Raw genomic sequence first — 12802 nt, forward strand, 5'->3', positions numbered from 1 at the left:
ATCGGAACCCGGTGGTCATTTCAGTTCCAGTATGCCCTAGGCATCCGGTAGGCTTCAGGCCGCGAGAATGACCTTCATCGCCTTTTCGCGCGCGGCATTGCCGAAGACTTCATAGGCGTCGAGGATTTCGTCGAGAGTGAAGCGATGGGTAATCAGCTTGCTCGGGTCGAACTTCCCGGCCTCCACCGTCTTCAAGAGCATCGGCGTGGTGTTGGTGTTGACCAGGCCCATGGAGATGTTGATGTTCTTGATCCAGAGATCGTCGATATGGAGTTCCACCGGTTTGCCGTGGACGCCGACATTGGCGATCTTTCCGCCGGCCGAGACGATCTTCTGGCATATGTCGAAGGTGGCGGGTACGCCGACGGCCTCGATCGCCACATCGACGCCGCACCCGTCCGTCATCGCCATGACCTGCGCTGCGGCATCTTCTGCGCCGACCTGAACCGTATCGGTGGCGCCGAACTGCCGGGCGAGCGCCAGACGCGCGGGGTCCATATCGATCATCACGATCTTGCCCGGCGAGTAGAACTGCGCCGTCAGAAGTGCGGACATGCCCACCGGACCCGCGCCGACGATGGCGACGGTATCGCCGGGCTTTACGCCGCCGGCCTGCACGCCGATTTCGAGCCCTGTCGGCAAAATGTCGGACAGCATGACCAGCGCTTCCTCATCCGCCCCCGCCGGGATCGGATAAAGCGAGTTGTCTCCATGGCGGATGCGGACATATTCGGCCTGCGTGCCGTCGACCGTATGGCCGAGCTGCCAACCGCCGTCGTCACAATGGGAAAAAAGCTGCCGCTTGCAGTTCGGACAGGAACCGCAGGACGTGATGCAGGAAATCAGGACGGGATCGCCTCTCTTGAAGTTGCGGACCGCGCTGCCGACTTCATCGACGATACCGACGCCTTCATGACCGAGCGTGCGTCCCTCGGTCACGGTCGGCACGTCGCCCTTCAGGATATGCAGGTCGCTGCCGCAGATGGTCGTCTTCGTGATTTTCACGATGACATCCGTCGGCTCCAGCACAACCGGCTTGGGTTTCTCGACCCAGTCTTTCTTGCCCGGTCCGTAATAGACAAGCGCTTTCATCAGATCCTCCCTAGGGGGTATGCCCCTCAGCTTGATATTACAGAGATCGCACAAACCGGCCTCCTGTCCGGATAGTGAGGTGTAACGGCACCCGTGGCGACATTAGAACAACAGGGAGAGCAGGCGCAGGGTAACCATCCGGCGAAGACCGCAGGCGCGGGGCTTCAGGCCTTTGAGCGTGGTTTGCGGGTCCATTTTCTGGCAAGTGCCCAAAAGGCCTGCTCGATAGCAGGCTTGTCGATGGCCTGGGTGTCGAACTGGTCACCACCCCACCATTCGACGAGTTCTTCATGGCGTTCATGGGTGGGATCGGCGAGTGCTTCGATGAACTCCTGATATCCCCATGGTCCACCGATATCCTCGGGTGGGCAAGCGCCCATGGCGTCGATCAGGCTCATCGGAAGCCCAGGGAGTGCGGGAGCGATGCGCTCGATCTTGATCGAATGCTCCCAGCCGTCACCGAAGTCATAGAGGTATTTGAAGGATTTTGCTCCGGTGTCCTCGATCGCGGATAGAAGGGTTGCCTTGGCCGCGTTCAGCGGGCCGTCGCCCCAGCCGGGGTCCGGCATGCCGAAGCCGATGTTCTTGATGCGGAACTCGTAGAGGTGGCTGTTGGTCCAGCCGAAGGCTGCCTGAAGCACCAGATGCAGCCGATCGAGCCTGATGTCGAACGGCACGTCGATGCGGCGCATGACGGTCGGTTCGACATCATCGAGCGTGATCTTGAGGCGGGCGATGGATGTGGTCATGCAGCAATTGCCTTCTCAACCGGAGGCCCAATCTCAAAATTGTTCTTCCATTCCCATGGCAGCAGTTCCGATAGCCGTGCTGATGATTGGTCGGCGACGCGCAGGAGCACGTCGGCCAGCCATGCCTGCGGATCGATGTCGTTGAGCTTGGCGGTCATAATCAAGGTGGCCATGAACGCAGCCCGATCGGCACCACGGTCGGAACCGGCGAAGAGCCACGACTTTCTGCCAAGTGCAAAACCTCTGAGCGCCCGTTCGGCGGCATTGTTGGTCAGGCATATCCGGCCGTCATCGAGGAAGGATGTGAAGCCGTTCCAGCGCTTCAGCATGTAGTCGATCGCCTCTGCGACCGGGGAACTGCGCGACAGTCTTGCTCGTTCAGTCCGCATCCATTCTTCGAGTTCCGTGACGAGCTGCAAGCTGTCCCTTTGCCGCCGCTCCCGGCGTTCGTACGCGGACATTCCATTGACCTCGCGCTCGATATCGAACAGGGCGTCGATCCGTTTGACGGCCTCGAGCGCAAGCGGCGAGATCGGTGTCGCGTTCTTTCCGCGTTTGGCATTTGCAGCGATATCGGCGAGCACGAAGAATTTGCGGCGTGCGTGCGCCCAGCACAATGCCTGCGTCAGCGGACCGGGATCGCGGGTTCCCTTGAACAGCGGATTGTAGCCGCCATAGGCATCCGCCTGCAGAATGCCGGTGAAGCTCTTCAGATGACGCTCGGGATGTTCCTGCCGCCGATCGCGGGAGGCATAATAGAGTGCTGCCGGCGGCGAGGTTCCACCGAACGGCCGGTCATCCCGCACATAGGTCCAGATGCGTCCTGTGTCGGTCTTGCCTTTCGCCAGAATCGGCACAGTGGTGTCATCGCCGTGCAAGCGCTCGGCGTTGAGAACATGCGCCTCGATCAGCGCATGCAGTGGCTTGAGCGCTGCTGCACAGGCCCCAACCTGATCGGCCAGCGTCGATAGGCTGAGGCCGATACCTTCGCGGGCATAGCGCTCGCTCTGCCGATTGAGCGGCTGATGCTGGCCTAACTTCTCAAACAAGATCATGGCGAGCAGGTTCGGTCCTGCAAAGCCGCGCGGTGTTACATGGAAAGGAGCCGGAGGCTGGCTGATCTTCTCGCATTGCCGGCAGGAGAACTTCTCCCTGACCGTCTGGATCACCTTCCATTGGCGCGGGATCACTTCCAACGTCTCGGTGATGTCCTCGCCGAGCTTCGACAACTTGACCGAGCCGCAGCACGGGCAGCTTGAGGGAGCAGCGATAACGACACGCTCACGCGGCAGATGGTCGGGGAATGGTTTCCTTGACGGCCGCTTGCGCTCGAAAGCCCTGACGGTCGAGGCCTTGGCTGCAATCTCCGCCGTCAGTTCGTCTTCGCCGGCGTCGGCTTCCAGCTCTTCGAGCTGCAATTCCATCTGTTCGAGAAGGCGGGCCTTGCGCTCCGACCGGCTGCCGTAAAGCTCGCGGCGGACCTTCTCGATCTCCAACTTCAGGCGTGCAATCAACGCTTCGGGAATGGGAGGCAAACGCCTTGGCGCTGGCAGCCTCGGCTTGCGCTTCGCGACGTGCCGCACGCTCTGCCAGGATCATCGCATGAGCGCTGGCAAGGTCGTCCGGAAGCTGATCGGTCACCTCTGTCATGGCCAGATGGAATCATATTCGTGTCCATCTTTCCAGCCATTTTCTCTATCCAACCGATGTCGGACGCCAGGTTTTTTGCGGCATGCGCCAATCGATACCTTCGAGCAGGTAACCGAGCTGGGCGGATGTGATCACCACCGTGCCATCGGCCGCCGACGGCCAGATAAACCGCCCGCGTTCCAGCTTCTTGGTGAACAGGCAGGCTCCCTGGCCGTCATGCCAGATCACCTTGATCAGGCCGCCGCCGCGACCACGGAAGACAAACAAATGCCCTCCCATCGGATCGCGCTTCAGCGTCTCCTGCACCATCAGAGCAAGGCCCGGAAAGCCCTTGCGCATATCCGTATGCCCGGTGGCGAGCCAGACCTTGACGCCGCTGGGGACCGGGATCATCGCCGTTCCAGCACATTCAGTATGCGCCCGAGCGCCTCGATGTCGACATCGCTTTCCACCCGGATGCGACGGCCGCCGCCAAGCTCGATCGTCACCACGCTGGTCTTCTTGCGCGGACGTATCACAGACGGCCGCACCGTCAACGATGGCACTGGCAAAGCCTCGACAACCTGCACGGGGGCAAGCTGTTGAACAGGAGCCGCAGGAACCTGGCAGAGTTCCTTGCGCCAGCGGAATAGCTGGCTCACATGGATACCAGCCGATCGCGCAATCTCGGAGAGAACCGCCCCTGGTTCAAGACAGGCAGAAACCAGGCGCTCCTTATCTTCGCGAGACCAACGCCGACGGCGCTCAACCGACGTGATCACTTCAACTTGCCGCTTCGTCATAGGACTACTCCTAGTGCTACCACTAGGACTTCCGATGTTCCGCCTCACAGAGCAAGACGGTCCCCACCGTGGGGTTACGGCGCAGGCCTGGCTTCGATCCATTTCGGAAGCTGATGATCCAAATGGGAAGCAAACCGCAGCATCCGAAAGTCGCCAGCCGAAGCGGATCGGCAGTCACGGCTCCGGACGGAATCCTTAAGGGGGCCAAAGGTCATGATCGGCGGGTCGTCATGCCCTTCCCGGACGGTTGCGCAACGTCTGGTAAGGGCTCTCGCCAAAACGCCCCCGATAACTGGCAGACATCGCGGTGAGGTTCACATAGCCCCGCGTACCGGCGATCGAAGAAATGGTCTCTCCGGGCGGGGCTTCTTCCAATGCTTTACGCAGGTCATCGAGACGCCGCGTCGTCAGATAGTCATGCGGAGTGATGCCGCGAAAGCGTCGAAAGCCCTCGGACAGGCTGCGCGCAGAAATGTCGAGCTGCGCAGCGATCTCGGTAATCGACAACGCCTCCTGCGCACGATCATCAATCAGCCGCTCCGCCTCGCGTACATATCGCGGCGCCGCGCCTCGCGCGCCGGTTTCCAGATTGAGCCCGGAGCATTCAGCCCAGCCACGCAACAGTTCCAGGCAGAGGGTTTCCTCGATCCGCTTCTCCATCAACGGACTGGCAACGCCATCACTCCGGGCATCGACCGATGCGTGTGGCATAATCCAGAAGGGAGAGCCAGGCGGAGTGCCCGCGGGTCAGCCGGTCAGATCGGGGCTGACGTCGTGCCCTATGACGGATCACAGTGACATTTCAACTTGCGCCACAAAGGACATTTCAACTTCTCCGCCACATATTGCATCTAGATTCATCTGCCCGTAGAGGGATCGCATGATCTGCTCCACCTGACGATCTACAAGGAATTTCAAATGCAATACTGGCTGGACAAGTTGACTGATCTCGCCGCCATCCCTGGCGACGAAGGCATCTTGAAACTCGCCCTGGCGACCTTTACCGAGCAGGTTGGGTTCGCAGGGTATGCCTATCTCAATATCCAGCCAGGGCGCTCCATCGCAATCTCGAACTATCACCAGGAGTGGCAGACTAACTATTTCAAGCGAGGCTATCTTGCGATCGATCCGGTTATTCGACGCGCCAGATCGCTGAAGCGGGTCTTCACCTGGAGCGGCGAGAAGACCTCACGACCTTCCACGGCGGAGCGCTCGTTCTTCGTGCATGCGGCAGACTTCGGAATTCGATCCGGCATCACAGTCCCGATCAAAGCCGCATACGGCTCCTTCGCGATATTCACGCTCGCCTCGGAGAAGCCGGCAATCGATCTGGACCGCGAGATCGACCCTGTCGAGGCTGCATCCGCGGTAGCGCAGCTTCATGCCCGCATCAATCTCGCTGATCCGGCCCCGAGTGTCGAAGAGCCAACTGCGCTCGACCCCAAGGGGGCCGCCTATCTCAGCTGGATCGCTGTCGGCAAAACGATGGAGGAAGCAGCGGACCTCGAAGGCGTCAAATACAACAGCGTGCGCGTTAAGATCGCCGAAACCAAAAAGCGCTTCAACGTCCACACTTTGACACATCTGACCGCAATCGCCATTCGCAGAAAACTGATCTGAGGTTCAGTTTACCGACACTTTCGGGATATAGCCAAGAATGGTGACCAGCGTGTTCACCAAATACATCTGCGCGTGCATCTCCATGCAGGCCTGAATGTAAGTGAGGTGCTGAGCGCCGCCGACCGCCTTGCCGGATTTGTAGGTATCGGGCAGAGCCTGGAACAGCCGGTCGGCCTCGTCGACCAGGCGCCGGTGGGTTCGAATTGCATCCACCGTCAAGCTTTCAACATCAGCCTTGGAAAGACCCTGCGTCAGCCCGAACACGGGACGCATTTCGAGTTTATCTTCCGATGTCGGCGCGTCCGATGTCATTCGATCCGGTCTCCGGCTTGTCCGCGGTGCGCCCCCGCAAACGTTAATCCCTGATCCCAAGCCGGGGGTTGGAAACTGTACCTGGACAGTCCTGAGACCTTTAGTACCGGAGCACCTGGACATACGTCACAGGCCCCCGGCCAATCGGTCAGAGGATTCTGGTGCTGCAACGGCCAGCCCCAACCGCCAGATAGGGGTTTCCACACCCCGGGGCAGCGCGTACTGCCCTATCCGCCCTTATAGAGAACGAAGGCCAATTTCGCCAGTGCAAACATGCACATGATCACGCGGCGCGCGCGGTGAGGTTCGCGAGCATCAAGGTCTGTCAGCATCAATCTCAGAAAGATCGACACGGATCCCGGCCTTGTTCGGATCGTCGCTCCGGGCTCCGTCCTTGACAGGAACGCTCACTCCCTCGCTGGCGGCATCTGTTGATCGTTCAACAGTATCATTCACATGCTCCTCGGTGTCTGGTTCAGGCACTTCGGCCTTGCCAGGATCCGCTGCCCGAAACACCGCCGTTCCCTCGAAATACCCCGTCTGCCAGGCGACGATCGCATCGTCGAACACCTGCGGAAGAACCTCTTTCTCTATGGGGTTGCCATACCACTTCATCACAATCCTATAGACCTTGGCGAAGAGGGTCGTGCCCATCCGGATATTTTCACAAGGATCGACCAGATTGGGCTTCAGTTCACCGGCTGCCATGATGCCGAGACCCGCCGGATATTGCGTGATGCCGACGCGAATGACGTTGCGCCCGACATGTTGGCGGATCAGCTCCAGTGCCTCGTCGGCCGTGGCGGGCTTCGGGACAAGTACCACGCGGTTTCCGGATCTTACCGTGACGGCGAGCGGATTCTGTGATCCTGCAAGGCCGATAAACAATTCGACGATCGCGGGTTTCAGGGCAGGATCTGCGCATTTCTGAATGAGCGCGGCATCAACCATCCTGATATCTCCTTGGCTTATGTGTTGATGGCCATAACGACGGGCACGCTGAACAGCCTCGCCCACGCGATGGTGCTCGCCCATTGAATAGCAACGATCGAGGTGCCGGCGGTCCACCAGCCATTGCCCGTCGCAACGATGATGTCGGGGGCGTGCAGCATCGACTGGAGCGCTGGCCAGAGAATGAGCTGCTCGTAGCAGATCAGCGGCGCGATCTTGGTGCTGCCGAGCTCGACAATCGGATTGGCGAACAGGTGCGCCCGCGCGCCTCCGCCCTGCCCGGTCCAGACCCGCCATGGCTGCCACATGGAGACCGGGACAGGCATGCGTTCACGGTAGAGTATCCGTGCCTCGTCGGCCGAGATCGCCACCATGACATTGTCGTAGCCCTGTGGCTCAAGGACGGTCGCACCGGCGAGGACAGTGACATCCGATCCGCGCAACCCCTCCAACCAGAGACGTTCGACCGTTGGCGTCCAGAAGCCGAGCGCGCTTTCAGGCAATACCACAACGCGGGTGCCGGCGTGCGAGAAAGCAATCCGCCCTACCGTGTCGATCAGGTCACGGTGATGCTCGAGCGATCCATCACGACCGAGGCTTTCACCCAGTTCAAAGTCGACACCTCTCCACCCTTCCGGTAGCTTCGGTCCTGTCCACGTTGCGGCGGACCAGAGCCAGAACCCTCCAAGCGCGATAGTTGCGGTCGGCCAAAACCTCGTCGTCATAACAATGAGGCCGGTTGTGGCTGCGATGACGCCCCACCATCCCCATCCCGGAAAGAGCACACCGGCCGCGGTCAGCGGGTGTGCCCAGCCGGTGATGCCGAAGGGCGGCAATGCCATGAGCACCGCCACCGCCAGATAGCGCAGCGGCCTCTCCTTTCCCGGTCGTCTTGTCCACGCCACCGCATGCACGGCGACGAAAGAGGAGGAAGCCGCCATCCAGAGCAAGAAGCCAGGCCAAAGATCGGACGAATAGAAGTTTGCGACACCTTGCGGCAAACCGCGCGAGGCGGCCAGGAAATAGCCGGCCGACACCAGGGCCGCGACCATGCGCGACGGCGACATCGCCCAGAGCGCCGGGAAGAGCATCACGGCCGGAAGGGCGAGCACATTGCCGCTCCAGCCGAGTGAGCCGCAGGCGACGGATGCGAGGATGAGCAAAGCAGATCGCCAATGGCCAGAAACGTGATCACGGATCGAAGGTGAGGATCGGCCGGGCGAGGCCGAGGAGGCCGCAGTCCGGAACCGGTCCGAAATATCGGGAGTCATAGGAACTCGCAAAGGAGGAGTGGAGATAGAGATGTCCGGGCGGCACTGTGCCACCAGGATATGGCGTGAGGGTCCGACCCTCTCCGTCCGCCTTCCGGACGACGGATGCGGCAAGGGGACGGCCGTCGATCGCGACGTGATCGGTGATTTCGACATGCTGTCCGGGAAGCGCTGCGACCGTCTTGATCAGCGGCGCGAACCCACCGACGCACAAGCCCCTCCGGAGATATCCTCGCCGTCGTGCCTCCTCGAACATCGCGGTCGCGGGCGGGCAGACGAACACGAGATCGCCGATCTCGGCCGAACGGCGGAGCGCCTCGATGCGCCAGAGACCGAGCGGCTCGCTCGGCGTCAGGTTTTGCCGATAGCCGCCGACGGCCGCGGCCGTGATGAGGCAAGCGGTAGCCACCATTGTCGCGCTCAGCAGCATGATCGCGCCGCGTCGCCTCATTGCTTCATCACCGGGGCTTGGCGCTGCGTGAGACGCAGTTCCTGGGCCTGCCGCAGGGTCTCGGTCGTGCGTTCATGGGCGGCGAGCTGCTGGGCTGCGCGCACGATCGGCCAAGCTTCCTTCAGACGTTCCTTCACCTCGGGCTGCATTCCCTCGGAAAGCGTGTCGAACAGTTTGCCCGACGGCTCACGTGCGGCATTGGTGAGCAGGGTGCGCTCGCCGAAGCGTTCGGTGATGGCCTTGTTGAAAGCGTCGATCTCCGGCTTCGTCTCGCGGTTGCTGAGCGCATATCCAAGTGCTGCGGACAAATCGTTGCGGTCGACCGCATCGCGCACGCGCTCGAGCACGGTATGGGCCGCAGGCGACAACGCCGGGATGTCGATCGAGACGCGCTGCCTCAGCGCCTGCTCGTCCGCCTGCAACCGCTGTACCGCATTCTCCCGCATCTGCAGATAGCGTTCGAGATCACGCCTGAGCGCCGGCACATTGATCTCGGCGATGCGGCGCGCCTCGCGCTCCGTCTTGCTGGCGAGCATGCCGGACTTGCCCCTGAGCGGACCGATCGACGCCGGCTCGGCCTCAATCTTCTGAAGCGCCTGTGTCCCCGAGTCCTTATCTGCCAGCACAGCGTCGAAGTTCATCGCCCGGAAGGCGGTTTCGGGATCGGCGAACACGTGAGCGAAGCGGATCGAAACCTCCTCCCATTGCTTCTTTAAGGCCGGATCAGCGTGGAGTCTCTCGCTGACCGTATCTGCGACGGAATTCTCGAACCGGGTTATGCCGGCGACCATGGGTTTCGCCTCCTTAGCTGATTGGGTTGGCGGGGATTGCCGCAAGCCGAGCCGTCCGCCGAGAGCGCGAAGGCGGTTGGTCAGATCAGTGAGCTTGCTTTTCTGGCGCAGCGTCCAGTCGAGCCGGTCTCGAAGCAGCGTGCGCGCCACCTGGACAATGTGCAGACCATGGTTTTCGGCGAAGGCGAGCGCCTGGCGGTAGAGCGTGCCGCGCTCGTAGTCGAGGGTTGTTTCCTTCGCGTTTCGCCGCGACAGGATCTTCGTCAGCCCCCCGTTCATCTCGAAGGCGCGGCGCCCGAAATAGACCTGAAGGTCCTCGCGATGGCGCGTCATCGCGACATAGGTCAGGTGGCGATCGAGAGAGAGTGAAGCGAGCACCTTCACCCGGTCGACGGTGGCGCCCTGGCTCTTGTGGATCGTGGTGGCATAACCGTGATCGAGATTGTTGTAGAACCGCTGCTCGACCGTCACCAGCCGGCGCTGATCGCCCTCACCCACGGCCACGGTGATGCGGTTGGGCGCGGCCTCGATCACACGGCCGATCATCCCATTCTTGACGCCGAGCGAACCCTCGTTCTTCAGGAAGACGATCTGGTCGCCGGCGTCGAACTGGCGGGTGCCGTCAGCGGTCCTGAAGACATGTCCCTCACCGACGATACCGCGCTCGACCAGCTTTGCGCGCGCCATGATGTTCAGCATGCGAACGTCGCGGCGCAGATGCGCCAGCATCAGCATCGACTTCGCGGGATCGTAGTCTTGGTTCCAAGCCGAGATGAGGCTCTCGACGGCTTCCGACTTCAGCTTTTCTCCAACGACGTGACCGCGGGTGCGATAGGCCAGCAACCCCTGTTCGATGTTGCCGCGCGCCAGATCGAGCGAGGCCTGCCGCATCCACTCTTCGCGCTGACGATAGATCGTCTCGAGCTCGGCATAGCCGATGCGATCGACGATGGCGCGGAAGGCAGCACCCGCCTCGATCGGCTGAAGCTGTTCGGGGTCGCCGACGAGCACGATCTTCGCCCCTGCCCTGACGACGGCTTCGACGAAGCCCGCCATCTGTTTCGAAGCGACCATACCGGCCTCGTCCATGACGAAAACGGTCCTGGCGTCGAGCGTGTCACGCCCCTGTTGCCACCGCAGCTCCCAGGAGGCGAGCGTCCGGGAGACGATGCCCGCCTCCTTCTCCAGTCCCTCGGCCGCCTTGCCGGCAAGGGCGCCGCCAACCACGCGGTATCCGGCGAGTTCCCACGCCTCACGGGCCGCCTTCATCATGGTGGTCTTGCCAGCACCTGCGCGGCCGACCACGGCCGCGATGCGCGCGGAACCCACAACATGCTCGATGGCAGTCCGCTGTTCTTCTGACAGACGCGAATGACGGGCGAGGGTGTCCTCAAGCACCTTGTCCGAGACGCCAAGCGACGCCCTTCCCGCGAGCCAGATCGACCGACGCGCCATCTCCGCCTCGAGCCGAATCAGCTCGCGTGTCGTGTAACGGGCCGACACTCTTTCCCCGGTCGCGAAGTCGATTGTGTCGCGCTGGAGACGCAGCACCTCCGGGCTCTGGATGATCCGGGCCAGAAGCTGCTGGAACACGGCCGGATCATCGATATAGCGATGCAGCACCTTCGCAACATCGCGCTCATCGAAAATGCTTTTCTCCCGCGTGATCAGGTCGAGCACGATCCCAGGGTTTCGAAGAATGCGGCGGGCGTTTTCGCTGCGGCGTTTCTCATTCAGCTCGATCCGTTCCAGCTCCGGCCGGACACCCTGCTTCTCCGCCTTCCGCCCGATGGCCTTGGCGCCAACACCGAGATGGATGGTCGGCTCCAGATCGATGCCCTGCTTTTCGTAGGATCGCCCATCGACGCGCAGCGAGATCCCGTTCAGCGCCAGGTGATGGTTGAGACGCTCGAACCAGGCGTCACGAAAGGCATTGAAATCATCCGTCCCGCCGGCCCACAGCTCGTAGACAATCTTCCCCGCCTTGTTGCGCAACGGCTGCCCGTCTTCGCCGAGAACCGGGACCTTCTTCGCGCCGAAACCGTTCTCGGTCAGCGGACGCAGTGTCGTCATCAGGTGGATGTGCGGGTTGCGCGCGCCGATCCGGTTCGCATCGTGATGAGAACCAAAGGTATCGGCGCCACTGGAAATGCTATTGTCGTGATAGACCCAGTCCGCGACCATGCCCTTCGACAGGACGTGCTTCTCCACGAAGTCCCGTATGAGCGCGATGTTCTGCTCGGGCGTCAGCTCCAGCGGCAGGGCAATGGTCAGATCCTTGGCGAGCTGGGCATCGGAGCGCTTCTCGAAGGCCTCGACCTTGTTCCAGAAGGTTTCCGAAGCACCGGCAATCGAGCGATCGGCTATCAGCGTCCGTACCCATTTCGGGGCATCGGCCGGTAGGACAAACTCCTCGTGCAGCAGTCCCTGTTTGCGGGTGTAGTCGATGATGCGGGCCTCGCGCTCGTATTCCATCTTCGCGCAGTGCCTGTAGGCCGCGGACAGCACGGCGCTGCGGCCGTCACCGCGACTGACAATGCTGGCTGAGAAATGGGCGATGGCCACGGCGACAAAATTCCCGGTTCGAATTGCGTTCGTCGGGAGCGGCTGAGGCCACTGGGCCCCGCCAGGGCATGAAAGCAACACGTCGCATCGCGACGTATAATTGCGCCCTTGGAACCGCTCCTTCGGAACGGCCGGGATCATCCTCCAAAGTGTCGGCCTTGCCGACGTGCAAATCTGCACATTTCCTTGAGCATGCATCCGGAGGAGTTTTGGCGTCGCGCATGCAACGCCAAGACAGCCAGGGAGTGCCACCGGAATGAAGAAGCCGTCGTCGAAGATCAGGGAAGAAATCGCCAGATTGCAGGATCAGCTCAAAGCGGCCGAGACACGCGAGGCGGAGCGCATTGGCAGGATCGCGCTCAAGGCCGGTCTCGGCGAAATCGAGATCGAGGAAGCCGCACTTCAGGCAGCGTTCGAAGACATCGCCGGGCGGTTTCGCGGAGGCCAAGGAGCAACAACGCGAGCTGCGACCGGAAGAAGAAATGCCGGCGACGACAGGACCGGCGGCGACACGTCCGCAGCGGTCGCGCCTGGCGCGGATGCGGGCGACGCTGGCGAGGCTTGAGCG

General features: G+C 61.7%; 13 protein-coding genes. 2 read left to right on the top strand and 11 right to left on the bottom strand.

The window, feature by feature from the left end; all coding sequences use genetic code 11:
* Positions 1–54: 54 nt before the first annotated feature.
* The 6 genes from RHIZ70P_RS17915 to RHIZ70P_RS17940 all read right to left on the bottom strand — a co-directional run bounded on the left by RHIZ70P_RS17915 (position 55) and on the right by RHIZ70P_RS17940 (position 4933).
* Positions 55–1092, bottom strand: a complete 1038-nt coding sequence (locus RHIZ70P_RS17915; protein WP_115671854.1) for a zinc-dependent alcohol dehydrogenase family protein — start codon at positions 1090–1092, stop codon at positions 55–57.
* A gap of 164 nt (positions 1093–1256) precedes the next feature.
* Complete coding sequence (locus RHIZ70P_RS17920; protein ID WP_115671855.1) at positions 1257–1841, bottom strand: plasmid pRiA4b ORF-3 family protein; 585 nt, start codon at positions 1839–1841, stop codon at positions 1257–1259.
* Positions 1838–3491, bottom strand: a protein-coding gene (tnpC, locus tag RHIZ70P_RS17925; protein WP_115671856.1) for an IS66 family transposase whose coding sequence is annotated in 2 segments (ribosomal slippage) — positions 1838–3361 and positions 3363–3491 — 1653 coding nt in all. Because the reading frame shifts where the segments join, the coding sequence is not laid out codon by codon here. The genes RHIZ70P_RS17920 and tnpC overlap by 4 nt, the downstream gene beginning before the upstream one ends.
* Positions 3492–3536: 45 nt before the next feature.
* On the bottom strand, positions 3537–3884 hold the full coding sequence (gene tnpB, locus RHIZ70P_RS17930; RefSeq protein ID WP_115671857.1) for an IS66 family insertion sequence element accessory protein TnpB: 348 nt from the start codon (positions 3882–3884) through the stop codon (positions 3537–3539).
* Positions 3881–4273 (bottom strand): IS66-like element accessory protein TnpA, encoded by a 393-nt coding sequence (gene tnpA, locus RHIZ70P_RS17935; RefSeq protein WP_181904061.1) that lies wholly within the window; start codon positions 4271–4273, stop codon positions 3881–3883. Before tnpA ends, tnpB begins: the two co-directional genes overlap by 4 nt.
* A 228-nt stretch (positions 4274–4501) precedes the next feature.
* Positions 4502–4933 (bottom strand): helix-turn-helix domain-containing protein, encoded by a 432-nt coding sequence (locus RHIZ70P_RS17940; protein ID WP_181904062.1) that lies wholly within the window; start codon positions 4931–4933, stop codon positions 4502–4504.
* Between the two features lie 258 nt (positions 4934–5191).
* Between RHIZ70P_RS17940 and traR the strand changes: the two genes are divergently transcribed.
* Complete coding sequence (traR, locus tag RHIZ70P_RS17945; protein ID WP_115671860.1) at positions 5192–5893, top strand: autoinducer-binding transcriptional regulator TraR; 702 nt, start codon at positions 5192–5194, stop codon at positions 5891–5893.
* A 3-nt stretch (positions 5894–5896) separates the two neighbouring features.
* On the opposite strand, the gene RHIZ70P_RS17950 is transcribed toward traR, so the two are convergent.
* The 5 genes from RHIZ70P_RS17950 to traA form a co-directional block, all read right to left on the bottom strand.
* On the bottom strand, positions 5897–6205 hold the full coding sequence (locus tag RHIZ70P_RS17950; RefSeq protein ID WP_115671861.1) for a transcriptional repressor TraM: 309 nt from the start codon (positions 6203–6205) through the stop codon (positions 5897–5899).
* Positions 6206–6520: 315 nt separating this feature from the next.
* Positions 6521–7156 carry a TraH family protein gene (locus RHIZ70P_RS17955; RefSeq protein WP_115671862.1) on the bottom strand — a complete coding sequence of 212 codons (636 nt, stop codon included), beginning with the start codon at positions 7154–7156 and terminating at the stop codon, positions 6521–6523.
* Between the two features lie 17 nt (positions 7157–7173).
* Positions 7174–8427 (bottom strand): conjugal transfer protein TraB, encoded by a 1254-nt coding sequence (locus RHIZ70P_RS17960; protein ID WP_115671863.1) that lies wholly within the window; start codon positions 8425–8427, stop codon positions 7174–7176.
* Positions 8348–8878 carry a conjugative transfer signal peptidase TraF gene (gene traF / locus RHIZ70P_RS17965; protein ID WP_115671864.1) on the bottom strand — a complete coding sequence of 177 codons (531 nt, stop codon included), beginning with the start codon at positions 8876–8878 and terminating at the stop codon, positions 8348–8350. Before traF ends, RHIZ70P_RS17960 begins: the two co-directional genes overlap by 80 nt.
* Positions 8875–12234, bottom strand: a complete 3360-nt coding sequence (gene traA / locus RHIZ70P_RS17970) for a Ti-type conjugative transfer relaxase TraA (protein WP_115671865.1) — start codon at positions 12232–12234, stop codon at positions 8875–8877. The genes traF and traA overlap by 4 nt, the downstream gene beginning before the upstream one ends.
* A gap of 256 nt (positions 12235–12490) precedes the next feature.
* On the opposite strand from traA, the gene traC reads away from it, so the two are divergent.
* Entirely contained in the window at positions 12491–12799 is a 309-nt protein-coding gene (gene traC / locus RHIZ70P_RS17975; RefSeq protein WP_115671866.1) for a conjugal transfer protein TraC, read from the top strand.
* Positions 12800–12802: the final 3 nt, after the last annotated feature.

The sequence above is a fragment of the Paenirhizobium selenitireducens ATCC BAA-1503 genome (genome assembly GCF_900492185.1).
Classification (GTDB): domain Bacteria; phylum Pseudomonadota; class Alphaproteobacteria; order Rhizobiales; family Rhizobiaceae; genus Allorhizobium; species Allorhizobium selenitireducens_A.